The sequence below is a fragment of the Halomonas sp. SCS19 genome, assembly GCF_040147015.1.
In the GTDB taxonomy this organism is placed as follows: domain Bacteria; phylum Pseudomonadota; class Gammaproteobacteria; order Pseudomonadales; family Halomonadaceae; genus Halomonas; species Halomonas litopenaei.
Genome location: NZ_JAMSHN010000001.1, coordinates 4,481,692 through 4,508,442 on the forward strand (window position 1 = coordinate 4,481,692; position 26,751 = coordinate 4,508,442).

A 26,751-nucleotide genomic window follows, 5' to 3' on the forward strand; every position below is an offset into this window, starting at 1 on the left:
GCCCGCCAATGGAGCCAACCAGGCAATCCTAGTGCTCGAGGGGGCCGCGCTTTCGGGCGATATAACGATTGGCGTGCTCGGTGAGCGCCTTGACGTCGGACTTGTAGCCACGGTCGAGTCGGTAGGCGGCCACCGCCAGCGCCAAGGTGGCGCCCAGCATGATCAGCATGGCGATATGGAATGTCATCACTTGTCCCTCCAGGTGAGCAGGGCCTTGGCATAGGATGCCACGAGTGCCAGCCCAAAGCCAACGAAGGCGCCCCAAAGCGGCTTGGCCGTGCTGGCCACCACCAGCGTCGCCCCCGAGCTATCCTTGTCGGCGAAGAACAGCGCAATCAGCGAAAGTGCGCCGACGGTTGTGCCCGCGCGATCGGCCAGATCCAGCAAATTGGTAAGGATGGCCGCTCGCTTGGCCCGGCGCTGGGCGGCCAGGTGAGCGATGATCTCTTCCAGCTGCTGCTGCGTCAGGCCTCGCTCGGAGGCCGGCGTGCCGGTCTTGCCGGCCCGTGACGAGCCCAGATACTGGTCGAGCTCCTTTTCCAGTGCATCGAGTCGTCTATCACGTGAGCGATGCGGGCCCTGTCCTTGGGGGTCTGGCGCTTGCATGTCGATCTCTTTATGTAGCTTAGGCGGCGAGCGACAGCGAGTGCTCCGTTGTCACCCGCTCAGGGCGAATTCTAGCATGACGCCTGGCCGGGTTCTCCGAACCGGGGCTGACCGGGGGAGGACGACGGCGGGGCCTGGCAGGTATAATCCTGGCAGCATTCTAGGGAGTCACCATGACCACGACGAGTACCGCAGAACAGGCCCAGCAGGAGCTGCTGGAAGAGTTTGAACTGTTCGACAACTGGATGGACCGCTATCAGTACATCATCGACATGGGCAAGGCATTGCCGGCCTTCCCCGATGAGCACAAGCGTGACGAGCTGAAGATTCAGGGCTGTCAGTCCAATGTGTGGATGCACCACGAGCGCCAGGGCGACACCCTGCACTTTGCCGCCATCTCGGACGCCGCCATCGTGTCAGGGCTGATCGCCGTGCTGATGCGCATCTACAACGATCGAAAGCCCAGCGACATCCTCGCCACCAGTCCACATTTTCTCAAGGACCTGGGCCTCGACAAGCACCTGTCGCCGACCCGCAGCAATGGCCTCAACGCCATGCTCGAGCGCATCTATCGCGTCGCTGAGCAGGAAGCTGCCTGACGCTTGAACCCTGGGCGTCGACGAGGCGCCCGCGTCAGTCCGCTGATCTCGAGTCGCTGTCGCCGCGCACCTGAAACCGCTCATCGAGCTCCGGATCCTGGCGGCAAAGCCTCTCGCTGGGCCCGCCAGGCACGGGATCGATGCCGCCCTTGGCGCCAGGATGGCAGCGCAGAATACGCTTGAGCGCTAGCCAACCGCCCCGTATCGGACCGTGAACCGTTATGGCTTCGTGACTGTAGTGCGAGCAGCTTGGCCAATAGCGACAGCGTGGGCCCAGCAATGGGCTGATGACACCCTGGTAGAGGCGAATCAGCGCCAGTAACGGCCATGCCAGCCAGCGCTTCGGTCCGCGCGCCCGGGGTGATGGCTCCTGCGCGGGGGGCGATCGATCATCGCGACCACGACTGCTGTCAGCCCCGGCCGTCGCCGGTGACTCAGGATCCCTTGGTGTAGAGCTCATCGGGATCGATCAGCGCAGCGCTGTTGATGCGGGCGCTGTCAGCTTCCAGGGACAGATAGAAACAGCTACGACGGCCGGTATGGCAGGCTGGACCGGTCTGCTCGACCTGCAGCAGCAGCGTATCGCCGTCACAGTCCAGCGACGCACTCTTGAGATGCTGCTGCTGGCCGGAAGACTCGCCCTTGCGCCACAGCTTGGCGCGGGAGCGGGAGTAGTAGCATACCCGGCCAGTGCGCAGCGTTTCCTCCAGCGCTTCCCGGTTCATCCACGCCATCATCAGCACTTCGCCGCTATCGTGCTGCTGGGCGATCGCCGGCAGCAGGCCATCGCCGTTGAATCGCACATTGGCCAGCACCTCTTCGAGAGAATGACGGCTATCGCAGGGTTCGCGCTCGAGGCGTTTGAGCAGGTCGGTCATGGGGCTCAGGTGGCGTCCTTGGGGGTGGAAGAGGATGTATTGACTGGATCAGCGGTGGCGTCGGCACGCTCCTCGGCACCATCGTTGCGGCTGCCTTGGCAGGCCTGGCACAGGCCAAGCAGTTCGATGGTCTGGCGCTGTACCTGGAAGCCCAGCGTCCTGGCACGGGTTGCCAGTTGCTCGTTGATCTCGTCGAGGTGCAATTCCTCGACGCGCCCGCAGTCCCGGCAGATCAGCAGCTGGAAGCGATGGGCATGCTCGGGGCAGGGGCAGGCGACGTAGGCATTGAGCGACTCGATGCGATGTACCAGCCCCTGTTCGATCAGGAACTCCAGCGCACGGTACACCGTCGGGGGGCGCGCGGCGGCGTGATCCTTGGCTAGCCGATCCAGCAGATCGTAAGCCTTGAGGCCACCGCTGGCCTCACCGATCAGTTCCAGTACACGTCGCCGGATGGGGGTGAAACGCACGCCACGATGTGCGCAGTGAGCTTCAGCCTGTTGTAGCAGGGCGGTTTCGGTCATGGGGTCCAATATTCACGAAGCGGCAACCTAGTCTACGCGCTGGCCCGCCGGCGGGCCAGACACGCGAAACTGTCAAATGGCTTCTGCCGGGGCTTCCTGCAGCTCGCCCTGGCGGGCGAAGTGGTGCTGGGCGAAGGCCACCCGCTCGGCAGCGCTGCGCTCCTCGGTCTGCGCCTCGATCAGATCGAGGCGTCGCCGCAAGCCTTCGCCATTGGCCATCTGGATCGCCAGGCCAGGGCGGGCGTTCAGCTCGAGCAACATGGGGCCGCGGTCACGATCGAGCACCATGTCGGTGCCGAGATAGCCAAGCCCGGTCATCTCGTAGCAGCCGGAGGCGAGTTCAAGAAGGGTGGTCCAGCCAGTGATCTGCAGGCTGGCCAGTTCATGGCCGGTATCGGGATGATCGGTGCGCGAACGATCGAACTGGACGCCTCGTACGGCGCGCCCGCTGGCGATATCGATACCGACGCCCACCGCACCCTGGTGCAGGTTGGCCTTGCCGTCGGAGGCGGCGGTGGACAGCCGCATCATCGCCATCACCGGGTAGCCCTTGAACACGATGACACGGATATCCGGCACGCCTTCGTAGGTATAGGCAGCGAAGGTGGTATCGAAGTTGATCAGCCCCTCGACCAGGGCAACGTCCGGGGAGCCCCCAAGCGAATAGAGCCCCGAAAGGATATTGGAGACGTGGCGTTCGACATCCTCGATATCCAGCTCCGCGCCGCTGGGCTTGATGAAGTGCTTGCCCTCGACTCGCTCGATGACCAGGATGCCCTTGCCGCCGCTGCCCTTGGCCGGCTTGATCACAAAACCGTTGTGGCCCGCCAGCATCTCGCTGATGTGCTTGACACTAAACTGGGTCGACACCGTACCGATATGCTCCGGCGTGGTGATGCCGTATTCCTGTGCCAGCAGCTTGGTCTTGAGCTTGTCATCCACCAGCGGATACAGCTTGCGACTGTTGTAGCGACCGATGTAACGGATGTTACGCCGGTTCATGCCGATGATGCCCTTGGCCTTGAGCTTGCCGGGACTGGTCCAGTTGAGCATGGCTCAGTCCTCCGTGACCGGCTTGAAACGACGAAGTTCGAGCAGCCGGTAACCGGTGTAGTTGCCCAGCAGCAGGATCAGCGCCATCAGGATGAGCTGCAGGCCGAGGAAGTTGAAGGTGATGTGGCGAATCCACGGATTGTTCATCGCCAGATAGGCCAGTACCGCGGTCAGCAGGCTGCCGCCGCCCTGGATCAGCACCTCCTTGGGGCCTTCTTCTTCCCACAGGATCGACATCCGCTCGATGGTCCAGGACAGGATGATCATCGGGAAGAAGGTGATCGTCAGGCCCGCATTGAGACCAAAGCGATAGGACAGCACGGTGAAGATCGAGATGATCGCTATCACCGTTATTATCACCGCCGTCACCCTGGCCACCAGCAATAGATTCAAGTGTGACAGATAGCTGCGGATGACCAGACCGACGGCCACCACCAGCAGAAACCCGACCAGGCCGGTGAGCAGGGTGGTCTGGATGAAGGCCAGGGCAATCAGTACCGGCATGAAGGTACCGGACGTCTTGATGCCGATCAGCACCCGCAGCAGCACCACCACCAGCGCACCGATCGGGATCAGCAGGATGGTCTGGAACAGCGCCTGCTCCTCGAGCGGCAAGCTGTGAATCGAGAAGTTGAGCAGGGTATCGCTGTCCTCGGCGAGCTGGCTGCGTACCGCCGCCGCGGCGGGCTGGTTGCGTACCAGCATGGAGAAGGAAATACGTGAATCGCGACCGCCTTCCACCTCGAGCACGGCATTGCCAGCGCTTTCCCACATCAACAGGTTGTCGGGCTTGCCCTGTTCGCCGGTGGCCGGATTGAACAGTGCGCGCTTGTCGCCGTCATAGACCTGTATCCACGAGGTCAGGCTCTGGCGCCGACGGCCGCTGTCGAGCATCAGGCCACTGACCTCACGGGCGGCAACGCCGGCCTGGTTCAACAGGCGCACGGCCAGCGGCACACGATCGAACTGGGTCAGCAGTAGCCTGGCATTTTCCCCCTGGCGGTCATCGGCGAATTCGCTCAGCAATTCACGGGCGAAGGTAAAGGCGTCGGACGAGCGTGCCCAGGCGCGGTCGATCACCTGCTGGGCGGCGGTGTCGTAGGGACGCTCCCAGGCGACATCGGTCACCGGCGGCGGCGGGGGCGGAGCGGTTGCCTTGCGGGCACCTTCGGTCACCAGTACCTGGGCGGTGTAGTAGAGGCGCTGATCGCCCACCGCCTCGCGGGTGGACCACTCGGCGCGACGTGCGCCGTTTTCCTGCAGGAACGCCAGGCCGTAACCCGGTGAGGCGGTGTGCTCGGTCAGCACACGAAAGCCGGCCTGAGAGGAGGGCAGGGCCATGTCCACCTTGGCCGGCTCGCCCTGGCCATCGAAGGTGACCTGAGCCTCGATTTCCCAGACCTGGCGCTGTTCACCCGGCGTCCAGGGGACCTCGAATTCCACGTGGCGGTGAATGCTCATCGCGATGCCAACCACCATCAGCAGGGCGACGATCAGATAAAAGGGCAGTCTGGACATGGGTCTTCCTTAATCGGGAGCGAAAGGCCGACGCCCCGAGGCGTCGGCACACAGCGTTATCTCAGGGCTGTTCCTGATCATCACGATCGGCCGCTTCCTCGTCGGCGGCTTCGCTGGCCGATTCCCCTCCTGGGAATTCGGGACGGTCGTGCAGGTAGTGGCGTGCCACGTCGATGACGGCGATATCCAACAGGAAACGACGGCCAAGCAGGACGGGATAGCTCAGGTGGGTGCGGTCGTTCAGGGTGAATTCGACCTGTTCACGCAGCGGGCCGAGGGTCATCAGCAGGCTGACCACGGGGCGGCTTTCTTCACCGTTGGCCTGGACGATGGTCACCTTGCGTTCTACCGGTGCCTCGATCCATTCATCGCGCACGGCCTCGACCACCGAATCCTCTTCATTGAGGCCCAGCTTGAAGCGCACCCATTCGTCACCATCCCGTTCGAAGGTGGTGACATCGGTAGCGGACAGCGATGAGGTATTGGCCCCGGAGTCGATCCGCGCCTTCAGATAGGTGCCCACATCGGGCAAGCCAACCCACTCGCTGCGTCCCAGCAGTTCCTTGTTGTCGATACCGGACTCGGTGCTGGCCTCACACTGCGTCGTCCGAGGACCGGGCTCCGCGCTGCCGCGCTCGAGCCCGGCCAGATCCTGGCGTACGCCGCGCAGCAGGCTACCGACTTCGCGGATATCGGCGGTCATGCGGCGATCCTGCGCCGCCTGTTCACTGAGCATGTCGTGGGTCAGGTCGCAGCGTCCCGCCAGGCGCGTCTCGAGCCCTCGGATCTCGGCGTGGAATTCCGAAGGCGTGAGAGGCTCAGGAGGAGGCGGAGCGTCGACCGGTGCCAGAGCACAGCCACCGAGCATCGCGGCGGCGGCCAAAGAAAGAAAACGAGTCGGTCGGAGGGGCATGACGCTAGCGTCCTTGTATCGGCATCGACAAAAATGGTGTGACTCGACAAGACCACTTCCGAGGAAGCTAATCGAACGAGACAAATTGAAGCGATGATAAGGAGCGACGCCAGCGCTGTCCATGCTGGGGCCGGGTTGATCACGCCTCAGGTGCTCCGCTGTACTGCTGAGAACCGCCCACAATCCCGAGCCCCCACCCCTGAAAAAGCGCTAAGGTGTCTACTGAGCGGGGCCCATGTCTACCTCATCAGAAATCGGGACAATAGACCCAAGGAGTTGCCTGAGTATTGGCGGCTACACATGTCCCATGGTCTTCCGCTTCTACTATGCAGAACCTTTCGTGCTTTGCTGAAGCTAGCACGAGGCTGACTACAATAACGCAACAAGATAGCGACAGAGTCGACTACAAGGTTCAACGTTCTCGTCGGAGCCCTCGCCATGGATAACAAGATTCTTGTGGTAGTGACCAGTCACGCCAAGTATCCCAATCATGATCGAGCCACGGGTCTGTGGCTAGGTGAAGCCGTGCATTTTATCGATCATGTCGAACAGGCTGGCTGGACCTGCGACATCGCAAGCCCCAAGGGGGGCTATACGCCCATCGATCCCCACAGTCTGGCGGCCGCCGAAGCGATTGACTGGGACTACTATCAGAACAAGGACTTCATGAACCGCCTGGGTACGACGCTGGCCTTGGACGAGGTCAACGCAGCGGACTATCGGGCAATCTATCTGGCGGGCGGGCATGGGGTCATCTGGGACTTTCCGGGCAACGAGACGCTTAAACGCCTGTGTCGGGACATCTACGAGGCAGACGGTATCGTATCCTCTGTGTGTCACGGTGCCGTGGGCTTGCTCAATGTGACCCGGGATGATGGGGAATACCTGATCAAGGGCATGAAGGTGACCGGCTTTTCCAATCACGAGGAGCACCTGGCCAAGCTCGACGACATCGTGCCGTTTCTTACCGAAACGGAGCTTGTCGAGCGTGGCGGACTCTATTTGAAGGCGGATCGCGCCTGGGAGCCATTCGCCGTAGTCGATGAGCGGCTGGTCACCGGGCAAAATCCAGCCTCGGGCCGACGCGTGGCCGAACTGGTGCTGGAAGCGTTGGGCGACTGATCACCGTCGGTCAGCAAGATCTTTTCTATCCGGACATCACCATGGCAGCCAGACATCGTCAGGGAAGACGCACGATAGCGATTATCGTCACCACGGCGCTGGTCGCCGGACTCGTCATGGGGTTCTACGCAGGAAGCCGCTACCAGCTCTGGCATCTGCAGGACGCCTGCCTGGATGCCGGAGGACGGGTTTCAGACGACGGTGTGGCACGATGTGACATCGAACGTGAGGTTCCTGCCAGCTAGCCTGTGCTCGCAAGCGGAGAGGAAGCGTCGCTGGGTTGTGCAGGATGGAAAAGCAGTCAGACGATCGACATGGAGGCCGCAGAGCGCCAAAGGGGAGGCAGCAGAGCATCAGAGGCTTGTCCGGGAGAACCGGCAAACACCTCATTTAACATAATATAGATTATGCGAACTATGGGTCATGAAAGCTTGTGAAGGCTGATAACAGCCTCGAACTTACCTCGAACTCGGCGGTAGCTTCCCACCGAGCCCAACGGATTCAGATCATCGAACTGGCAGTCCTGTCGAGCGGACTGCGTCAACCGATGACAACTGACGTACTGGCGGCCGGCACTGACTCAACCCTTCTCCTTGAACTGCTGGTAAGTCTCCCGGGCGCGTTCCAGGTGGCGCGCCATGGCGGCTCTGGCGGCGTCGGGGTCGCGTGACAGGATCGCGTCGAGAACGTCCTGGTGCTCGGCTTCCACGCGCTTGAGATAGGTGCTGGTGGAGTCGGTATTGACCTCGCTGGTCGCGAGCTTCGAGCGCGGAATCGCGCTCAGGTTGAGCTGCTCCAGCGCCTGAGGGAAGAAGGGATTGTGGGTGGCCCTGGCAATCGCGTGGTGGAACTCGAAGTCCTCGTTGCGAGCCTGACTACGCTGCTGTCGGGCCTTGACGAAGGCCGCATGGGTATCACGCAGGCGAGTCTCGTCGTCGGCCTCGAAGCGCTCGGCGGCCAGTGCTGCCGCCGCCGGCTCCAGATTAAGCCGCAGCTCGATGACATGCAGGATATCTTCGACGGTGGTCGGGCGAATCCGCTTGGCGGGCATGGCCTCGGCCGGTGCGGCCCGGATCACCGTGGTGCCGACACCACGCCGTGCCTCGACCAGGCCCAGCGACTTGAGGTGAGCCACCGCCTCGCGGATCACCGTCCTGCTGACACCAAAGGAATCACACAGGCCGCTTTCTGTCGGCAGCTTCTCGCCGACGGCGATGGTTCCGGCGGTGATCAGACCTTCCAGCTGGTCGGCCACGTTCATCGACAGACTGCCTTCACGCGTCAGCTTCTTGACGTTTAGCGGTGCCGGTTCCGTGCGGGGTGCTGGCTTGGCTGCCATGGTCGATTCCTCTTCAGTTCGCGTGGCGATGACGCGACGTGCCGCAAAGCGCTATTTTTCAGGGCTATTTATCAGGGCTGTATATCAGCACTGACTATCAGGACGCCAGTGTATCAAGGCGATGGCGTCAGGTCCCCGGTGTCAGGCTGCTCGATCCTCTCTCCCTCTGTCAGTGCCGGAGACGGATGCCTGGTCGCTTTCCGCGACGATTCAGTGGCTATTTATCGTCAGGGTGGCCCTGGCCTGCAAACTTGCCGCCCTGGAAGCGCACCGAAGGGTCATCGGGAGCCAACCGCCCTCCCCTGGCCTCGATCTCGGCACGCCAGGGTTCGGAGCTGTCCCTTGGCACCCAGCCCAGAAAACCTGCTTCGCGATTGTCCCACCATTGTTCGGCGTTGTTGGAGGCGCCGTAGACCACGGTGTAGCCCAGTTCAGGGACGCAGAAGGCGCGCTCGAGCAACGCCATGAAATCCTCGACGCTCATCCAGGTGGCCAGCATGCGGGCATCGGCGGGCTCGGGAAAGCAGGAGCCGATACGCACCGCCAGGGTCTCGACACCGAACTTGTCGAAGTACAGGCTGGCGAGGTCCTCGCCGAAGCCTTTCGACACGCCATAGAGCGAATCCGGGCGTTTCGGCACCTTGGCGTCCAGCCGCTGATGCTGTGGGTAGAAGCCGATGACGTGGTTGGAACTGGCGAATACCACCCGCGGCTTGTCATGACGGCGCACCGCCTCATAGAGGTGATAGGTGCCCATGATGTTGGCCGGCAGGATCTGCTGCCAGGAACGCTCCACCGATACACCGCCCAGGTGGATAACACCATCGCAGCCTTCCACCAGGCGAGCGACAGCATCGACGTCGGTCAGGTCTGCCGTGACGATCTCTTCATGGCGGGTGTCGTGGGTCACGTCCTGGTCGACGGCGACCATGTCGGACAGGCGGACCTCCTTCGCCAAGCGACTCAAATGAGGTCTCAGAGCGGTGCCCAGGCCCCCGGCGGCGCCGGTGACCAGCAGTCGATTCAACATGTCAGAATTCCTTCTCGGGTGTCGTGTCTCGTGTCTCGTGATACGCGCCTTCAGCGACCGAAGCCGTACAGTTCGGCGGGATTGTCGACCAGGATGCGTTGGCGCTGCTGCTCATTGGCCCAGGCCAGCAGTACGTCGAGTTGGTCAGGGTCGTCGGGATACTGATCTCGCGGGACACCAACATGGGGCCAGTTGCTGCCCCAGAGGATGCGCTCCGGTGCGTGGTTGATGACCCGCCGGGCGATGGCGCCGACGTCGTCATAGTCGGGCCCTCCGCTCAGGCTGGTTTCATAACCGGCGCAGATCTTGAACCAGGCGTTGCCGCGGTCAAGCAGCCTGAGAATGGCGTCGACGCGAGGATCATCGGCCGGCACCGGATCGATGAACTTGCCGATATGATCGATGATGTACGGGCACTCGATGCGTTCGAGCATCGGTAGGTGCTGGTCGAGCTCGCGGCCATTGAACTGCACCATCAGGTGCCACCCCAGGGGCGCGATCAACGGCTCGACCTCGGGCAGGCGAGCCAACGGCATGGCGCCTCCGCCCAGGTTCATGATGCGTGCGCCGCGCACACCTCGGCCATGCCAGTCTTCGAGGGTTTTCAGCGGGGTGTCAGGACTGACGGCGGCGACCCCGCGGGCCTTGTCCAGGCCCAGTTGATCGAGCGAAGCAAGCAAGGCGCCATTGTCGAACTGATAGGCGTTGGACTGGGTCACGACCACCCTGTCGAGCCCCATCCAGCGCTGGAAGCGCCGGAGATCCTCGACGGTTGCCAACTCCTTGATCGGCGGCCCGCCTGGCTGGCCTTTGTAGCCATCGAGGAAGAGATGAATATGGCAATCGGTGGCGCCGGCGGGTGCCTTCAGCCTGGGCGCGCGCCCTTCCAGCGGACGGGTATTGGCCGGTATCACTGTCTTGTCTCCTTGAGGGCGAAACGTGTCAGGGCGTCGCGATCGATCTCGATGCCCAGTCCAGGGCCGTCAGGGATATCGACCCAGCCCTGATGATGCTCCAGCGGCTGGGTAACAATTGCCTGGCGGAAGGGATTGTGGGTCCGATCGAACTCCATGATGGGTTCGATCGGCTCACGTCTCGGCGGATTGGGCGGCAGCGCCGCCATGGCCTGAAGGCTGGCGGCGATGCACACGGCGGTGCCCCACACATGGGGAATCAGGCGCACGCCATGAAGCGCCGCCATATCCACGACGCGCCGCATCTCGGTGAAGCCGCCGACGCCGCATATGTCGGGCTGGCAGATATCGATGGCGCGACTGGCCAGCGGCTCCTGCATGGCGTAGCGGCCATGCCAGTTCTCGCCACTGGCGACCGGTAGAGGCTGGCCATCGCGCACCGCGCGATAGGTATGAATCTGCTCCGGTAGTACCGGTTCCTCGAACCAGTCGACGTCGTAAGCCGCCGCCCGCTTGCCGACCTCGAGGGCCTCCAGCAGGTCATAGCCGTGGTTGGCATCGATCATCAGACGCCGATCGGGACCGATGGCCTCGCGCACGGCGGCGATGACCCGAAGATCTTCCTCGACGTTGAAGCCGATCTTGATCTTGACCCCGTGAAAGCCTTCCTCGGCGTAGCCCGCCACCTCCGCGGCGATATCACTGACCCGGTCCACGCCATCGCGACGAAAGGAGCCGGTGGCGTAGGCCTGGACGCGTTCGCGAAAACGCCCTCCCAAGAGCTCCGACACGCTGGCACCGTAGTGCTTGCCCTTGATGTCCCACAGCGCGATGTCGATGCCGCTGAGGGCCGTCATGGTCAGCCCCCGCTGGCCCTGGTCACGCAGCCGGTTGTAGAGCACGAGCCACAGTCTTTCATGCTCCAGCGGGTTGGCGCCGATCAGGGTGTCGGCGTAGGTGGCCACCACCGCGGCGTTGGCCTGGGCCGGACCGAGGCACTCCCCCCAGCCGACGGTGCCGTCTTCGCAGGTGATCTCCACCAGGCAGTGCTGGCGGCGTTCGAAGCGCATGGAAGCACTTTCGAAGGCCTGTTCAAGGGGATGATCCAGCAGATGGGTCTCGATCCTGGCGATCTTCATCGGTGTGCCTCTTTTCCTGTAGGTGGTCAGCGGTGTGTGGCGCCTCGTCGAAGGGGGCTTGGCATGGTCGCCATCACTCCAGCATGTTGGGCAGCGCCATGGACAGTGCCGGAACGTAGGTCACCAGCATCAGAGCGGCGAACAACGCCAGGTAAAACGGCCAGATGGTGCGAACGGTCTGTTCGATCTTGATCTTGCCGACCACGCTGCCGACAAACAGGCAGGCACCCACCGGCGGCGTGCACAGCCCGAGCCCCAGATTCATCATCATCATGATGCCGAACTGGATCGGATCCATGCCGAACTGGGCGGCAATCGGCAGAAAGATCGGCGTGCAGATCAGGATCAGCGCCGCCATGTCCATGATCATGCCGAGTGCCAGCAGGATCAGGTTCAGCATCAGCAGGATGGCGAGCGGATTGTCGGTGATCCCGAGCAGTGTGTTGGACAGCAACTCCGGCACGCTATAGAGGGCGAGCAGATAGGAGAACGCCGAGGCGCAGCCGACCAGGATCATCACCAGCGCGGTGGTGCGCACCGACTGGTAGACCGCCTGCTTGAACGATGCCCAGTGCAGCTCGCGATAGACCAGCGCGGTGACGACGATGGCGTAGATGGCCCCGAAGGCGCCTGACTCGGTCACCGTCAGCACGCCAGACAGCACGCCGCCCACGATGATGACCGCGGTCAGCAACCCTGGCAGTGCGGCGGCAAAGCTGATCGCCAGCGCCTGCCAGCCCGGAAAGCGTTCGCCCTGGTAACCACGCTTGACCGCTACCAGATAGGCGGCAAGGGCCAGCAGGCCACACATCAGGATGCCCGGCACGATGCCCGCCATGAACAGCTTGGTGATGGACAGGCCGCCACCGGCCGCCACGGCGTAGAGGATCATGTTGTGGCTGGGCGGAATCACCACCCCCGCCACCGACGAGGTCACCGTCACGTTGACCGCGTAGTCCGCGTCGTAGCCCTTCTCCTTCATCACCGGAATCAGGATGGAGCCGAGCGCTGAGGTGTCCGCCACCGCGGAACCGGAAATCCCGCCGAACAGCATCGAAGAGGTCACATTGACCACCCCGAGCCCTCCGCGCACTCGGCCCACTGCGGCAGAGGCCAGGCGCACCAGGCGCTGGGAAATACCGCCGTGCAGCATCAGCTCGCCGGCGAAGATAAAGAACGGAATGGCCAGCAGGGAAAAGACCGAAATGCCCGAGAGGATGCGCTGGAATGCCACGAACAGCGGCAGTCCCTCATAGAGAAAGCCCCCTACTGCTGCCAGTCCTACCGCAAAGGCCACCGGAGCGCCGACCGCCAGTCCCAGGGCAAAGAGTCCAAAAACGATAGCGAGTCCCATGCTCAGTCCTCCTGGGTCGGGTTGTGCCGGCCGCCAAGCCGCTTGACGATGTTGGCCACAGCGAACAGCACCATCAGCGCGCCACAGATCGCCAGCGGCGCGGCACGCCAGCTTTCGGAGAGTCCGAGCATCGGGATAGGTCGTGCCAGGTTGGTCATCATCAACTGCCAGCCCTGCCAGGCCATGAAGCCGCCAAAGGCCACCACGAACAGATCCGCCAGATGGTGCATCAGACCCTTGATGGGCGCCGGCATGTTGTCGCGCAGCAGGTCGATGGACAGGTGGCTGTTGTGACGAACGCCGGCAGCGGCGCCGAGAAAGGTGATGTAGGCCACGCTCAGAAGCGCCGTCTGCTCGACCCAGGTGGGGGTGTCATTGAGCACGTAGCGGCCAAATACCAGCCAGCCAAAGGTGATGATCAGCAACACCAGCAGCACCCCGGCCACCATGATGCAACCATGGGCGATACTGTCGAGGATGCGGTCCAGTCGGCTGGGTGTTTCACGCTTGTAGCGTATGCTTCGTGACTCCGGCGATGCCGGAGGAAAGGCACCACGGCGTACCGTGGCGCCCTCTTGCTCTGACTCGGTTTGCTCGGACCCGACGTCAGAGGTGTCGGTGGGTGCGTTCACGCATCAGCCTCCCCGCCCGCCCCCGGCACCGGGGACGGGGCTCTCGTATCAATGGGATCAGTCGGCCTGAGCCGCGCGAATGTCGTCGACCAGCGAGGCCAGGTCCGGGTTCTCGGCAAGAAAGCCCTCATAGACCGGTTGCATCAGCGCCTGGAATTCTGACTTGTCCGGAACCTCATTGATCTCGACGCCTGCATCCAGCGCCGTTTGCCGACTGGCCGCGGTACGCTCTTCCCACAGTTCACGCTGCTGCTCGGTGGCGACCTGCCCGGCCTCCCGGACCGCCGCCTGGTCCTCTTCGGACAGCTCGTCCCAGGTACTGCGGGCCATGCACAGGCACTCGGGAATGACCAGGTGGTTGGTCAGCGAGTAGTAGCCGGCAACCTCGTAGTGACCGCTGGATTCGTAGGACGGGAAGTTGTTCTCGGCGCCGTCGATCACACCGGTCGTCAGCGATTGGTAGACCTCACCGTAGGCCATGGGGGTGGCGTTGCCACCCAGCGCATCGATCATGTCGACGTAGAGGTCGTTGTTCATGACCCGGACCTTCATGCCCTCGACATCTTTCGGAGTCTCGACCGGGTGGTCGGTGTTGTAGAGGCTGCGCGAGCCTGCCCCGAACCAACCCAGCGCGACCAGGCCCTGCTCCTCCATCGCTGCGGCGAAGCGTTCGCCGATCTCGCCATCCATCAGTTCGTACATGCGCTCTTCACTTTCAAAGATGAAAGGCAGCGAGAGTACGTTGGCCGCCGGCACCATCGGACCCATGGGGCCCATGTTGAAGTTGCCGAAATCCAGAGCACCGTTGCGGGTCTGCTCGATGGCATCAGGCTGATCCCCCAGCACGGCGTTGTGATAGACCTTTGGTGTGATGCGCCCTTCCGTTCGCTCGTCCACCTCCTTGGCGAAGGTCTCCAGCGCAATGCTGTTGGGGTACTCGGGAGGATGAATGTTCCAGCCGCGCCACTGTTCGGCCAGGGCTGGCGTTGCCAGCAAGGCGGTGGTCGCGGCCAGGCCGGCAAGATGGATGGCGCGGGTGAGCTTGCGTGAAGCGGCGGGATTCATGGCGAGTCCTCTGGTTGACCTTGTTGGCGTTGTTGTCATACCCGGTTGGGCAAGTGTCCGGCCCTCTCGTACTGCCATCACATGGCGATGGCCTGAGCCGTTTTCTGGAAACCATGGCATACTATGTATGACAAAGTAGAAGAGAGGACTTCCTGGCTGCAACCCCTTCCTAACACTTTTTGACTAAAGTGCAATGCCACTGTCGAGGTGCGTTAGCCAAGGCGGCCAACATGATCGACATTTTTCGGAAAAGCCCTTTATTAGCGGGCAATAACGATCTGTCCGAAACCGGTTTCTGGTGCAGAGAGGTCCCGCTGCAGCGGCAGCTTAGTTGTAAAATGCTGTCATTTTCGAGCGTGACGCGTGGCCTGCTGTGTCCCTGTGCCGCCTGAGCTGCATAGGCGGCAGGAAGTCTCGAGAGACGTGCAGGGCCTCGGCTGATAAAGACGTTCAGCGTAGACAATATCGATGCAGAACAACCGTAGAATCGGGCGCCGCTGAGCGCCCGAGAACATGGCGGAGATTCGTTCGGGGGAAGGATCGAGGCGGCGCGCCCGAACCATCGGATCGGGCGCTGGTCGGGAGATGGCTAGAAGGCCCAGGCCGCCGACAGCGACACCGTATCGCCATCGAAGCGATTTTCGGATGACACATCGTGAAGCCACTTGCCGATCAAGGTGACCGGCGCCTGGCCGAGTGAGACGCTCTTCATGAAGGCCGGCCCTACCCCTGCCCCGCTACTGCGAAAACCATCTTCCAGGCGATCCGGTACCGGTCCCGAGTCCGACTCGAGCTGTTCGTACACGTACCCGGCCAGACCCAGTCCGAAGCTTGGTGTCAGGTACTTCGCCGCCAGCACGTCCAAGTGAAACTCGTCGCCGGTGGTGTAGTCGGTGGCATCGTTCTTGAAGTTGAACAGGATGCCCGCGGTCATCGACAGGTCCCATCCGCTTTCGGGCAGCCAGCTGTAGGTAATGGTGGGATCGATCGACCAGTAGTGCCGCCCCAGGTTGATCCGATCGTCCTCGTCGTAGCGCCCCACCGGAATATTGATACCCACCGCCGCCGTGGTGTGGTGAGTCCCGTTGGCCCAGTTGAGGGCGACCGGCACCAGGTACGGATCACCGAAGCCGCTGTTGCTTCCGGTGTTGAAGCGTTCCTGGCCCGGGATGCTGGCCTCGAGATCGACGCTGACGTCAAACACGTAGGGAAGATTGATCCCGGCGATGTAGGTGGCACCGAGCCACTCGACATCGGTCACCCAGGTCAGCTTGAGCAGGTTGAACCACAGCGTCTGGTCGAGACCCGCCGACAGCCGCCCGCCCAGGGGGCGCGCGCCGATATCGCCCTCGTAGCGCACCAGGTCGTTGCGCGCATAGACCCCGGGTGGCGGGGCCAAGCCTGCGGCAAAGTCGTTATAGGCGCCCGGTACATAGATGCTGCTGCCGCCTTCCGAGGCATGAGCCGTCGCTGGGGCCAGCAGTGCTGCACCAAGGATCGGCGCTGCCAGCAGGTAGTGATACATACCGGAGGTCAGGAGTCGGGGGCGACAAATGGCCATGGGGACGGTTCCATTGAGAAGTTTGCTGCAAAGTATAGGAAGCACTACGAACTTTTGGGCACAATTTTGACGTACCTGCCTCCTATGCCCCCACGTACCCTGCTGCTCTTCCCGTGACGTCTACCTCCAGCGTCCTGCGACTACTTCGGTCGTCCTGCGATTACTTCGGTCGATTGGCCAGATACGACAACGGCGCCCCAAGGGGCGCCGTTGTCGGGTGCGGGAAGCGAGACTTACCCGCTCCCACACTTGCTCTTTCCTGTTCAATCCTGACGGTACGCCCTTACTCGCCGGCGGGCGCGTAGGAGCCATCTTCGCGGTGCACTTCCTTGCCCGTCAGGCCCGGAGTGAACACGCAGGCCAGGTGCATGGTCTTGGAAGCACGCAGCAGGTGCTCGTCATGCTGATCCAGGATGTAGATGTCGCCCGGCTTGATCGGCCAGATCTTGCCGTCGGCCAGGGTCTCCACCTCGCCTTCGCCCTCGATGCAGAACACCGCCTCGAAGTGATGCTTGTAGTGGATGTGGGTCTCGGTACCCTCGAAGATACGGGTGATGTGGAAGGAACACTGACCGCCGTCATCGGCGAGCATCAGGCGGGTGCTGTCCCAGTTACCGTTCTCTGCCTTTACCAGGCGGTCGGTCTGACGAGCTTCTTCCAGGTTGCGAACGATCATCGAATTCTCCGTTGTCGGGTGTCGGGGGCGTCGGCGGTGCCGGGCATCGAAAGGCCCTGTGCGAGGCTTCGAGCGCTGGTGGCGTCCGCAGAAAAAGCGAGGGCGAGCCCTCGCTTTACATATTGCTCAGGGCAGGATCAGCGGCACCTTGCTGCTGGCGCCTGCCCGCAGATAGCCTGCGGGCGTATCCTGTTTCAGCTTAGCGCCTCGTGGGTGCTGCGCTCGAGGATATCGAGACCTTCGATCAGATCCTCGTCGGTGATGGTCAGCGGACACAGGCACTTGACCACCTCACCGTCCTGGCCACTGGTCTCGATCACCAGGCCGTTCTCGAAGGCCTTGGCGGTGATCTTGTCGGCGATATCGCCGCTTTCCACGTCGATGCCGCGCATCAGGCCGCGGCCACGCTCGGAAGCCGGATACCCCTTGTCGCTAAGCCAGGCGGCGATCTTCTGAAAGCGCTCTTCCACGATCCGCGCCTTGCGCTGGATGTCACGCTCGAAGGTATCGTCGCTCCAGTACTTGCGCATGGCAGCGGTAGCGGTGACGAAGGCCAGGTTGAAGCCACGGAAGGTACCGTTGTACTGACCCGGCTTCCACTTGTCGAGCTCCGGGCGCATCAGCACGTGGGCGAACGGCAGGCCGAGTGCGGACAGCGACTTGGAGTTGGTGACGATGTCCGGTGTGATGCCGGCATGCTCGAAGCTGAAGAACTTGCCGGTACGACCGCAGCCCGCCTGGATATCATCGATGATCAGCAGGATGTCATTGTCGCGGCAGATGCCCTCGAGACGCTTGAGCCAATCCAGGCCGGCCACATTGATGCCGCCCTCGCCCTGGACCGTTTCGACGATGACCGCGGCGGGCACGTCGAGACCACCGGACTTGTCGCCGAGCAGCTTCTCGAAGTAGTCCAGGGTATCGGTCTCGCTACCCATGTAGCCATCGAAGGGCATGAAGGCTGCACCCTGGGTCGGAATACCGCCGGTCGCCTCGCGGAACTTGCGGTTGCCGGTGGTGGCCAGCGCCCCCATGGTCACGCCGTGGAATCCATTGGTGAAGGTCACGATGTTGTGACGACCCTTGGCCACACGAGCGAGGCGAATGGCAGCCTCGACGGCATTGGTGCCGGTCGGCCCCGGGAGGTGGACCTTGTAGTCGAGACCACGCGGCTTGAGGATCACCTCTTCCAGGGTCTCCAGATAGTCGCGCTTGGCGGCGGTCCAGAAATCAAGACCGTGGATGATGCCGTCGGTGGCCAGGTAGTCGACCAGCGCCTGCTTCAGGTGCGGGTTGTTATGGCCGTAGTTCAAGGTGCCGGCACCGGCCAGAAAGTCGATGTACTCGCGGCCTTCCTCGTCGGTCAGGCGAGCGTTCTGCGCCTTGGTGAAGACCACCGGAAAGGAACGGGAATAGGTACGAACTTCGGATTCCATGCGTTCGAGGATCTGGGTCTGCATTGCGACCTCCTGTCGGGTTCGTAGGGGAAGTTATCGGGTATCGGTGGCGACGGACGCTGGCGCCCTGTCACCACCCTGGAAGCCGTTAGATACGCGTCGTGTCGAAGGGACCGATGCGTACCAGGTTTTCCGGATCGTGCTCTCCACCCAATTGGTCGGTAGAGAAGTACTCGCGGCTGTTCAACGGCGCCTGCCAGCGATCGGCCAGGCGGCGGAACAAGCCCCAGGAAGCCTGGTTATCCGGTGTGATGGTGGTCTCGAGGTGGTGGACCTCGGCAAATTCAGGGCGGGTCAGTATGGCTTCGACCAGTCTCCGGGCCAGGCCGGTACCGCGGGCCTTCTCGCCCACCGCGACCTGCCACAGAAAGTAGGTGTCCGGAGCATTGGACTTCACGTAGCCGGAGACAAAACCGACGATCTCGCCTTCCTCGTTGGTGGCAACGGCACAACTGTCACGGAACTGGGTGGCCAGCAACAGGTAGGCGTAGGCGGAGTTGACGTCCAGGGGCGGGCAGGACTTGACCAGCTCGTAGATGCCCCAGCCATCCTCGGGAGTGGACTTGCGAATAAACAGCGGCGCCGCTTCGTGACCCACCACCGCGTCGGCCACCGTAGGCTTGGCGAGGTCGGCTGATGGTGTGAAGGGCTCAGTGCTTGCGGTCATGTTCGTTATGCTTCGCTGTAGCGAATTTGGACAACCATTATAACAGTCGAGTATGACATTTCAAAATCTGGATTATTCTTAACCCCTGGAAGTATAAAAAAAAATTATGCGAGCGGCGCCAGGCCACGTCTCATGGCGGCTCGGAGCGATCGCTGCCGCTCACCTCCCCTATCCCTTTGGCGTAATCGATTGCCTCTCCAACGAGACGATTTCGTCCGCATGAAGCAGTATAGTCGGCCCTTTTGGATCGGCGAGAAAAGGCCACAAAAAAGGGCACCCACAGGTGCCCTTTCTGGCGTCGGCCGGTTTCTGACTGTCGTCGTCAGGTACGGGTCGGCGTGCGCATGGTGACAAACTCTTCGGCGCCGGTCGGGTGGATGCCGACGGTGGCATCGAAAGCTGCCTTGGTCAGGCCCGCACGCACCGCGATGGCGATGCCCTGGATCACCTCGCCGGCCTCCTCGCCGACCATGTGCGCCCCTACCACCACGTCGCTTTCGTCGTCGACGATCAGCTTCATCAGGCAGCGTTCATCGCTGCCGGACAGGGTGTGCTTCATGGGGCGGAAGTCGGCGCTGTAGACGCGGACCGCCTTGCACACCTCGCGGGCCTTCTCTTCGGACAGGCCAACGGTGCCGATGTTGGGATGGCAGAACACCGCAGTGGCGATGTTGTCGTAGTTCATCGGCGCCTTGGGCGCGTCACCGTAGTGGTGTGCAACCAGATGCATGGCCTCGGCCAGGGCCACCGGCGTCAGCTCAGGACCGCCGGTCACGTCACCCAGCGCAAGGATCGAGGGCACCGAGGTCTCGAAGCGATCGTTGACCTGGATGGAGCCGTTCTCGTTGAGCGCGATGTCGAGCTGGTCCAGGCCCAGGCCTTCCAGATGCGGCTTGCGGCCGGTGGCGGACAGCACCGCATCCACCTCAAGGGTCTCGCCATTGGTCAGGGTGGCCTTGATCCCGCCTTCGACCTTCTCGAGGGACTCGATGTTGGTGTTGAAGTGCAGGTTGACGCCCTTCTTGGCCATCTCGTCGCGGGTGAACTCACGCACCTCCTGGTCGAAGCCGCGCAGGAACAGCTCGCCGCGATACAGCAGGTGGGCGTCGGCGCCCAGGCCGTTGAAGATGCTGGCGAACTCCACGGCGATATAGCCGCCGCCAAGCACCAGAAAGCGCTTGGGAAACTCGTCCAGGTCGAAGATCTGGTTGGAGTTCATGGCCAGTTCGCTGCCGGGGAACGGCGGCACCCAGGGCCAGCCACCCACCGCCACCAGGATCTTCTCGGCGCTGATGGTCTCGCCGCCAACCTCGACACGGTGTTCGTCCACCACCTTGGCGCGACCGTTGATCAGGCGTACCCCGGCGTTGTCCAGCAGCTTGCCGTAGATGCCGTTGAGTCGCTTGATCTCACCGATCTTGTTGTCGCGCAGGGTCGCCCAGTCGAAGCTCGGCGCCTGGTCGAGCTGCCAGCCGAAGCCGCGAGCGTCGTCGAAAGCCTCGTGGAAGTGTGCGGCGTAGGAGTAGAGCTTCTTGGGCACGCAGCCCACGTTGACGCAGGTACCGCCGAGGTAGCGATCCTCGGCGACGGCCACCCTGGCCCCGGTTGCCGCCGCGGTACGGGCAGCGCGGACACCACCGGAGCCGGCACCGATGACAAAGAGGTCATAGTCGAATTGTGACACTTGCGTCTCCTGATTCTGTTGCTGGGGCCCTTGTTGTCGGGACCGCTTTCGGATCATTAGGGGCCTGGCCTACCAGGGACCTGCCTCGAGGCCCACCAGGATGGGAAACCTTCCCATGATACCAGCGGGCTGGCTACCACGGGAGGGTGCTTGACCACCTTGACCGAGGGGGGTAAAAACATGCACCACTTTAGCCATCCACTGCTTGCACGGGGAAAGTTCATGAGTGATATCGACAATCTGCTCGCCAATAATCGGGCCTGGGCCGACAGAATCTGCCAGGAAGACCCTGATTTCTTTGCCCGCCTTGCTCAGCAGCAAAGCCCGGAGTATCTGTGGATCGGTTGTTCCGACAGCCGCGTGCCGGCCAACCAGATCATCGACCTTCCCCCGGGTGAGGTGTTCGTCCACCGTAACGTCGCCAACCTGCTCTACCACAATGACATGAACGCCCTGTCGGTGGTGCAGTTCGCGGTGGACGTGCTCAAGGTACGTCACATCATGATCGTCGGCCACTACAACTGTGGCGGCGTGCGCGCTGCGGTCACCGGCGGCGAGAACGGTATGGTGGACAACTGGTTGCACAGCGTACGCGAGCTCTACAGCATGCATCGCTCGGAACTCGAGCATCTGCCGTTGGACGAGCAGGTGGATCGCATGTGCGAGCTCAACGTCCAGTCTCAGGTCAAGACACTGTGTCGTACCAAGATCGTCCAGCGTGCCTGGCAGCGCGGCCAGGCGCTGTCGGTGCACGGCTGGGTCTATGGCCTCAGTGACGGTCGCGTCACCGACCTGGAATGCAGCGTGCACGGCCTGGACCAGGTCGCCCAGCTCTATCGTATCGATCGCGTCTGTCCGCCCCAGCAGTGACGGCTGGCCTGAACTGACCGATTGACCGCCAGGCGACCCTGGGCACCGCTGTCGCCTCGGCGCTGTGTCGATTGCCCTTTCGCGCCCCCGAATCGCGTTCGGGGGCGCTTGCACTTGCGGTTACCTCACTCGCCTCCGCCGGCTACCTCAGATCCTCTATTTTCCCTTGCTTTCCTGTCTGCGCCACCTTCTCGTCGCTCACCGCTTGTCTGCCCCTTGAGGACACGCTCCCCTGGCCCATATTCGTTCCTCGCATGGGTGCTGTCACAATTTCGATTGTGTTTAAACGCGACACCTCACTATGTTGATGCAGGACATTGACTAGCCGGCGCTTACAACATTGACCAAGGCGCCCGACTGGCAATTACAACAACCTCAACAAGCAGGAACTCCTTCCATGTTCAAGAAGACCCTTCTGGCCGGTGCCCTCGGTGCCGCCATGCTGACGGCTGCCCTGCCCCAGACCGCACTGGCCGAAAACACCCTGCGCATGGCCTACGACGCCGATCCGGTGTCGCTGGACATCCATGAGCAGCTCTCCGGCGGTATCCTGCAACTGTCGCACATGGCCTTCGATCCGCTGGTGCGCTGGACCAAGGACTTCGAGTTCGAGCCCAGACTCGCCACCGAGTGGGAGCAGGTCGACGACACCACCATGCGCATCAGCCTGCGCGAAGGGGTCACCTTCCATTCCGGCAACCCCTTCACCGCCGAGGACGTCGCCTGGACCGTCGAGCGCCTCAAGCGCAGCCCGGACTTCAAGGCGATCTTCGAGCCCATCGAGACGGTCAACGTGGTCGATGAGCACACCGTGGAGATCATCTCCAAGCGGCCCAACCCGCTGCTGCTGAACATGGCCACCTACATCTTCCCGATGGACAGCCAGTTCTATTCCGGCGAGACCGACGGCGGCAAGGCCAAGGACGAGATCGTCAAGAACGGCAACTCCTACGCCTCGCGCAACATCTCCGGTACCGGGCCCTTCCAGGTGACCAACCGCCAGCAGGGCGTTCGGGTCGACTTCGAACGCTTCGATGACTACTGGGACAGCGAGTCGCCGGGCAACGTCGACGCCATCACCCTGACCCCGATCGGCGAGAACGCCACCCGCGTCGCCGCCCTGCTGTCCGGTGACGTCGACTTCATCGCGCCGGTACCGCCCAACGATCTGGAGCGCATCGAGAGCGACGAGGACACCAATCTGGTGACCATGTCGGGCACCCGCATCATCCTGTTCCACATGAACCAGGAGCGGGTCGAGGCCTTCCAGGACCCGCGTGTTCGCCAGGCCTTCAACTACGCGATCAACCAGGAAGGCATCGCCGATCGTCTGATGAAGGGCTTCGCCACCCCGGCCGCCCAGTTCTCGCCCGAGGGCTACTCCGGCCACAACCCGGATCTCGAGCCGCGTTTCGATCTCGACCGGGCCAAGGAACTGATGGCCGAAGCGGGCTATGAGGACGGCTTCTCGGTCAGCATGATGGCGCCCAACAACCGCTACGTGAACGACGCCAAGATCGCCCAGGCGGTAGCCGCCATGCTGGCGCGGATCAACGTCACGGTGGACCTGAAGACCCTGCCCAAGGCCCAGTACTGGGGCGAGTACGACGACCGCGCCGCCGACATGATGATGATCGGCTGGCACTCCGACACCGAAGACTCCGCCAACTTCCACCAGTACCTGACCGAGTGCCCGGATGCCGACAGCGGTGGCGGCCAGTACAACGCCGGCAACTACTGCAACGAGGAGCTCGACCAGCTGATGGTCGACGCCAACCTCGAGGTGGATCTGGAGAAGCGTGGCGAGATGCTGCGTGAGCTCGAGCAGGGCCTCTACGACGATGCCGCCTTCATTCCGCTGCACTGGCAGAACCTGGCCTGGGCCTCGGCGGCCAACGTCGACATCGAGCCGGTGGTCAACGTGATGAACTTCCCCTACCTCGGGGATCTGGTCATCGAAGAAGAGTAAGACGACAGGCACCGCCGCGCGGTGCCTGCAAGCTCCCATTCAGCAGCTGCCTCGGCTCCGTGACATGGTCGCGGAGTCGAGCGCCTGTACCCTGGACAATCCCCATGATCGCATTTCTGATCAAGCGCCTCTTTCATGCGCTGCTGGTGATGTTTGTCATCAGCGTGATCGCCTTCGCCATCCAGGACAACCTGGGTGATCCCATCCAGCAGATGGTGGGTCAGTCGGTGCCCGAGAGCGAGCGCGAGGTGCTGCGCGAGGAACTGGGGCTCAACGATCCCTTCCTGGTGCAGTACTTCCGTTTCGCCGTCAACGCCGCCCAGTTCGACTTCGGCTATTCGTACATCTACAACGAGCCGACTACCGAGGTGGTCCTGCGACACCTGCCGGCGACCCTGGAGCTGGTATTCGCCTCGACCCTCCTGATCATCTTCCTGTCGGTGCCGATCGGCGTCTACAGCGCGATCAAGCCCCGCGCCTGGCTGTCCCGTTTCTTCATGGGGGTGTCGATCATCGGCATCTCCATCCCGGTGTTTCTCACCGCTATCGTGTTGATCCAGCTGTTCGCCATCGGCGTGAGCTTCACGCCCTTCCCCGCCGATACCGGCTGGGGCGCCTGGCTCAACGGCCTGCTGTCCACCGAAGGCGGCATGCCGGCCTACGGTCGCGGCGACCCTATCCACGTGTTCGGCACCTGGACCACCAACTTCGCCTCGCTGGAAGGCCTGACCTACCTGGTGCTGCCGGCCATCTCGCTGGCCTCGATCATGCTGCCGCTGTTCATTCGCCTGATCCGCGCAGAGATGCTCGAGGTGATGCAGTCGGAGTACGTCAAGTTCGCCCGGGCCAAGGGCATCTCGATGCGTCGCATCTACTTCCTGCACGCGCTGAAGAACACCATGTTGCCGGTCATCACCGTCGGCGGCGTGCAGATCGGCACCCTGGTGGCCTACACCATCCTCACCGAGACGGTGTTCCAGTGGCCCGGCATGGGCCTGATGTTCCTCGACGCCATCGAGCGCTCGGACATCCCCCTGATCGTGACCTACCTGATGATCGTCGGCCTGATCTTCGTGATCACCAACACCCTGGTCGACTTGATCTATGGCCTGGTCAATCCCACCGTCAAGCTGACAGGTAAGCCCGCATGAGCACCCAGAGCACTGCGACGAGCAGCCGGTGGGAGCGGTTTCGCGACTCCTACCTCTTGTACAGTTTCAAACGCGACCTGATCGCCCAGACCAGTCTTCTGATCTTCGTGGTGATGGTCCTGGCCGCGCTGCTGGCGCCTTGGCTTGCGCCGGCCGATCCCTACGACCTGGCCCAGATCGACATCCTTGCATCCGAGCTGCCGCCGTTCTGGATCGACGGCGCCGACCCCCAGTACCTGATGGGTACCGATTCCCAGGGGCGCGACCTGCTCTCGACCATCCTCTACGGCATGCGGGTGTCGCTGGTCATCGGCTTCGGCGCCGTGGCGCTGCAGGCCACCCTGGGGGTGTGCTTCGGTTTGCTGGCGGGCTATCTGGGTGGGCGCGTCGACGCCTTTCTGATGCGCCTGGCAGATATCCAGCTGTCGTTCTCGACGTTGATGGTGGCCATCGTGGTGGGCGCCCTGTTCAAGGCGATCTTCGGCGGCGCCACCTACTCCGACTATGCCATGTGGCTGCTGGTGCTGATCATCGGCCTGGCCGAATGGCCCCAGTACGCCCGTACCGTGCGTGCCTCGGTGCTGGCAGAGCGCTCCAAGGAGTACGTCGACGCCGCCCGGGTGATGGGCCTGCGCAGCCGGCGGATCATGTTCCGTCACATCCTGCCCAACACCCTGTCGCCGATCTTCGTCATCTCCACCGTGCAGGTGGCCAACGCCATCATTTCCGAGGCGGCGCTGTCGTTTCTCGGCCTCGGCATGCCCGAGACCCAGCCGTCGCTGGGCTCGTTGATCAAGTCCGGCTTCGACTACATCCAGTCCGGTTCCTGGTGGATCACCCTGATTCCGGGCCTGGTGCTGGTGGTGCTGGTGCTGGTGATCAACCTGCTCGGCGACTGGCTGCGCGACGTGCTCAATCCACGACTGTACAAGGGCTGAGGTAGACATCATGGCACTACTCGACGTCAATCACCTCGACGTGCGCTTCGCCCTGCGACAGGGCGACGTGAAGGCACTGCGCGATGTGTCGTTCAGCCTGGATCGTGGCGAGCGTCTGGGCATCGTGGGCGAATCCGGCGCCGGCAAGTCGGTCGCCGCCTTCAGCCTGCTGAATCTGATAGCCAAGCCGGGCTATATCGCCGGTGGCAGCATCACCTTCGATGGCCAGGAACTGACCGGGCTCGGCGAGCGCGCCCTGCGCAAGGTGCGCGGCCACCGCATCTCGATGATCTTCCAGGATCCGATGATGACGCTCAATCCGGTGCTGTCCATCGGTGAGCAGATGGTGGAATGCCTCAAGGCCCACCGCCGTATCTCCAGCAAGGAAGCCCGCGCGATCTCGCTGCGCAAGCTCGAGCAGGTGCAGATCCCGTCGCCGGAAAAGCGCCTGGACCAGTATCCCCATGAGCTGTCCGGCGGCATGCGTCAGCGCATCATCATCGCCATCGCGCTGCTGCTCGACCCGGATATCATCATCGCCGACGAGCCCACCACCGCCCTGGATGTGACCATTCAGGCGGAGATCATGGCGCTGTTGCTGGAACTGTGCGAGAAGCACAACGTCGGCCTGATCCTGATCACCCACGATCTCGGCGTGGTCAGCCAGGTGACCCAGCGCATGCTGGTGATGTACGCCGGACGGGTGATCGAGCAGGGCCCGACCCGAGAGATCATCAATGATCCCCAGCATCCCTACACCCAAGGGTTGATCAACGCCCTGCCCCAGATGGCGACCCCGGGCGAGCGGCTCAACCAGATACGTGGCAGCATGCCGTCGTTGAGCCAGCTCCCCAGCGGCTGTCCGTTTCATCCGCGCTGCGACTTTACCCAGCGCCACGACGGCAGCGAACGGACACCCTGCAAGACCGAGGTACCGGCCTTCGTGCGCTCCGGCAACTGTGAGGTGGCCTGCCATATGGTCGCCGAGATGCAGGATGCCGAACGCATCGTGGCCAGGGAGGACAACTCATGAGCCAGACCACTCAGGCAGCCGTCAAACCGCCGACCGAGCCGATTCAGCAGGACGGCCCC

28 protein-coding genes are annotated in these 26,751 nt (G+C 62.7%); 8 read left to right on the forward strand and 20 right to left on the reverse strand.

Features of this window, described 5'->3' with window-relative positions; translation table 11 throughout:
• Window positions 1-28: 28 nt before the first annotated feature.
• Together NFH97_RS19450 and NFH97_RS19455 are read right to left on the reverse strand one after the other, a co-directional pair.
• Window positions 29-187, reverse strand: a complete 159-nt coding sequence (locus NFH97_RS19450) for a hypothetical protein (RefSeq protein ID WP_156088610.1) — start codon at window positions 185-187, stop codon at window positions 29-31.
• Entirely contained in the window at window positions 187-606 is a 420-nt protein-coding gene (locus tag NFH97_RS19455) for a hypothetical protein (protein ID WP_213227843.1), read from the reverse strand. The genes NFH97_RS19450 and NFH97_RS19455 overlap by 1 nt, the downstream gene beginning before the upstream one ends.
• A gap of 173 nt (window positions 607-779) precedes the next feature.
• On the opposite strand from NFH97_RS19455, the gene NFH97_RS19460 reads away from it, so the two are divergent.
• Window positions 780-1,205 carry a SufE family protein gene (locus NFH97_RS19460; protein WP_045992080.1) on the forward strand — a complete coding sequence of 142 codons (426 nt, stop codon included), beginning with the start codon at window positions 780-782 and terminating at the stop codon, window positions 1,203-1,205.
• A gap of 34 nt (window positions 1,206-1,239) precedes the next feature.
• Here NFH97_RS19460 and yidD read toward each other — a convergent pair whose 3' ends face one another.
• The 6 genes from yidD to NFH97_RS19490 all read right to left on the reverse strand — a co-directional run bounded on the left by yidD (window position 1,240) and on the right by NFH97_RS19490 (window position 6,091).
• Window positions 1,240-1,539 carry a membrane protein insertion efficiency factor YidD gene (gene yidD / locus NFH97_RS19465; RefSeq protein WP_261395504.1) on the reverse strand — a complete coding sequence of 100 codons (300 nt, stop codon included), beginning with the start codon at window positions 1,537-1,539 and terminating at the stop codon, window positions 1,240-1,242.
• A gap of 100 nt (window positions 1,540-1,639) precedes the next feature.
• On the reverse strand, window positions 1,640-2,083 hold the full coding sequence (gene hisI / locus NFH97_RS19470; RefSeq protein WP_213227839.1) for a phosphoribosyl-AMP cyclohydrolase: 444 nt from the start codon (window positions 2,081-2,083) through the stop codon (window positions 1,640-1,642).
• 5 nt (window positions 2,084-2,088) lie between these two features.
• Window positions 2,089-2,607 (reverse strand): Fur family transcriptional regulator, encoded by a 519-nt coding sequence (locus NFH97_RS19475; protein ID WP_108133629.1) that lies wholly within the window; start codon window positions 2,605-2,607, stop codon window positions 2,089-2,091.
• Window positions 2,608-2,679: 72 nt separating this feature from the next.
• Window positions 2,680-3,660, reverse strand: a complete 981-nt coding sequence (locus NFH97_RS19480; protein WP_045992077.1) for an alpha-L-glutamate ligase-like protein — start codon at window positions 3,658-3,660, stop codon at window positions 2,680-2,682.
• Window positions 3,661-3,663: 3 nt separating this feature from the next.
• The gene (locus NFH97_RS19485; protein WP_108447945.1) at window positions 3,664-5,178 is read right to left on the reverse strand and encodes an inactive transglutaminase family protein; all 1,515 of its coding nucleotides are present in this window, start codon (window positions 5,176-5,178) and stop codon (window positions 3,664-3,666) included.
• 61 nt (window positions 5,179-5,239) lie between these two features.
• Entirely contained in the window at window positions 5,240-6,091 is an 852-nt protein-coding gene (locus tag NFH97_RS19490; RefSeq protein WP_108133627.1) for an ATP-dependent zinc protease family protein, read from the reverse strand.
• A 438-nt stretch (window positions 6,092-6,529) separates the two neighbouring features.
• Here NFH97_RS19490 and NFH97_RS19495 point away from each other — a divergent pair, with 438 nt between their 5' ends.
• Window positions 6,530-7,213 (forward strand): type 1 glutamine amidotransferase domain-containing protein, encoded by a 684-nt coding sequence (locus NFH97_RS19495; RefSeq protein WP_222516807.1) that lies wholly within the window; start codon window positions 6,530-6,532, stop codon window positions 7,211-7,213.
• 41 nt (window positions 7,214-7,254) lie between these two features.
• Window positions 7,255-7,458, forward strand: coding sequence for a hypothetical protein (locus NFH97_RS19500; protein WP_108133625.1), 204 nt, complete (start codon window positions 7,255-7,257; stop codon window positions 7,456-7,458).
• Between the two features lie 335 nt (window positions 7,459-7,793).
• Here the strand turns inward: NFH97_RS19500 and NFH97_RS19505 are convergent, their stop codons facing one another.
• From NFH97_RS19505 to gorA, 12 genes are all read right to left on the reverse strand, one after another.
• Window positions 7,794-8,552 carry a FadR/GntR family transcriptional regulator gene (locus NFH97_RS19505; protein WP_213227835.1) on the reverse strand — a complete coding sequence of 253 codons (759 nt, stop codon included), beginning with the start codon at window positions 8,550-8,552 and terminating at the stop codon, window positions 7,794-7,796.
• Window positions 8,553-8,769: 217 nt separating this feature from the next.
• Entirely contained in the window at window positions 8,770-9,582 is an 813-nt protein-coding gene (locus NFH97_RS19510; protein ID WP_349625398.1) for an NAD-dependent epimerase/dehydratase family protein, read from the reverse strand.
• 50 nt (window positions 9,583-9,632) lie between these two features.
• Window positions 9,633-10,496, reverse strand: a complete 864-nt coding sequence (locus NFH97_RS19515; protein WP_349625399.1) for an amidohydrolase family protein — start codon at window positions 10,494-10,496, stop codon at window positions 9,633-9,635.
• Window positions 10,493-11,635 carry a mandelate racemase/muconate lactonizing enzyme family protein gene (locus NFH97_RS19520; protein WP_349625400.1) on the reverse strand — a complete coding sequence of 381 codons (1,143 nt, stop codon included), beginning with the start codon at window positions 11,633-11,635 and terminating at the stop codon, window positions 10,493-10,495. The genes NFH97_RS19515 and NFH97_RS19520 overlap by 4 nt, the downstream gene beginning before the upstream one ends.
• 73 nt (window positions 11,636-11,708) lie before the next feature.
• Window positions 11,709-12,989, reverse strand: a complete 1,281-nt coding sequence (locus NFH97_RS19525; RefSeq protein ID WP_222516811.1) for a TRAP transporter large permease — start codon at window positions 12,987-12,989, stop codon at window positions 11,709-11,711.
• Between the two features lie 2 nt (window positions 12,990-12,991).
• On the reverse strand, window positions 12,992-13,621 hold the full coding sequence (locus NFH97_RS19530; protein ID WP_231498708.1) for a TRAP transporter small permease: 630 nt from the start codon (window positions 13,619-13,621) through the stop codon (window positions 12,992-12,994).
• A gap of 57 nt (window positions 13,622-13,678) precedes the next feature.
• Window positions 13,679-14,686, reverse strand: a complete 1,008-nt coding sequence (locus NFH97_RS19535; RefSeq protein WP_045992069.1) for a TRAP transporter substrate-binding protein — start codon at window positions 14,684-14,686, stop codon at window positions 13,679-13,681.
• A 589-nt stretch (window positions 14,687-15,275) separates the two neighbouring features.
• Window positions 15,276-16,247 carry a SphA family protein gene (locus tag NFH97_RS19540; RefSeq protein ID WP_052704298.1) on the reverse strand — a complete coding sequence of 324 codons (972 nt, stop codon included), beginning with the start codon at window positions 16,245-16,247 and terminating at the stop codon, window positions 15,276-15,278.
• 283 nt (window positions 16,248-16,530) lie between these two features.
• Window positions 16,531-16,923, reverse strand: a complete 393-nt coding sequence (locus tag NFH97_RS19545) for an ectoine synthase (RefSeq protein ID WP_045992068.1) — start codon at window positions 16,921-16,923, stop codon at window positions 16,531-16,533.
• Window positions 16,924-17,117: 194 nt separating this feature from the next.
• Window positions 17,118-18,383 carry a diaminobutyrate--2-oxoglutarate transaminase gene (gene ectB, locus NFH97_RS19550; RefSeq protein WP_045992067.1) on the reverse strand — a complete coding sequence of 422 codons (1,266 nt, stop codon included), beginning with the start codon at window positions 18,381-18,383 and terminating at the stop codon, window positions 17,118-17,120.
• Window positions 18,384-18,468: 85 nt separating this feature from the next.
• Window positions 18,469-19,047 carry a diaminobutyrate acetyltransferase gene (gene ectA, locus NFH97_RS19555; protein ID WP_045992066.1) on the reverse strand — a complete coding sequence of 193 codons (579 nt, stop codon included), beginning with the start codon at window positions 19,045-19,047 and terminating at the stop codon, window positions 18,469-18,471.
• A gap of 322 nt (window positions 19,048-19,369) precedes the next feature.
• Window positions 19,370-20,731, reverse strand: a complete 1,362-nt coding sequence (gene gorA, locus NFH97_RS19560) for a glutathione-disulfide reductase (protein WP_349625401.1) — start codon at window positions 20,729-20,731, stop codon at window positions 19,370-19,372.
• Between the two features lie 222 nt (window positions 20,732-20,953).
• Between gorA and can the strand changes: the two genes are divergently transcribed.
• The 5 genes from can (at window position 20,954) to NFH97_RS19585 (ending at window position 26,692) form a co-directional block, all read left to right on the forward strand.
• A complete protein-coding gene (can, locus tag NFH97_RS19565; protein WP_108133618.1) occupies window positions 20,954-21,601 on the forward strand; it encodes a carbonate dehydratase in 648 nt (215 codons plus the stop codon).
• Between the two features lie 397 nt (window positions 21,602-21,998).
• The gene (locus NFH97_RS19570; protein WP_108133617.1) at window positions 21,999-23,570 is read left to right on the forward strand and encodes an ABC transporter substrate-binding protein; all 1,572 of its coding nucleotides are present in this window, start codon (window positions 21,999-22,001) and stop codon (window positions 23,568-23,570) included.
• A gap of 104 nt (window positions 23,571-23,674) precedes the next feature.
• A complete protein-coding gene (locus NFH97_RS19575) occupies window positions 23,675-24,721 on the forward strand; it encodes an ABC transporter permease (protein ID WP_045992062.1) in 1,047 nt (348 codons plus the stop codon).
• Window positions 24,718-25,659, forward strand: a complete 942-nt coding sequence (locus NFH97_RS19580; protein WP_045992061.1) for an ABC transporter permease — start codon at window positions 24,718-24,720, stop codon at window positions 25,657-25,659. The genes NFH97_RS19575 and NFH97_RS19580 overlap by 4 nt, the downstream gene beginning before the upstream one ends.
• 10 nt (window positions 25,660-25,669) lie before the next feature.
• Window positions 25,670-26,692: an ABC transporter ATP-binding protein gene (locus tag NFH97_RS19585; protein ID WP_108133615.1), complete on the forward strand. Its 1,023-nt coding sequence runs from the start codon at window positions 25,670-25,672 to the stop codon at window positions 26,690-26,692.
• Window positions 26,693-26,751 lie beyond the last annotated feature (59 nt).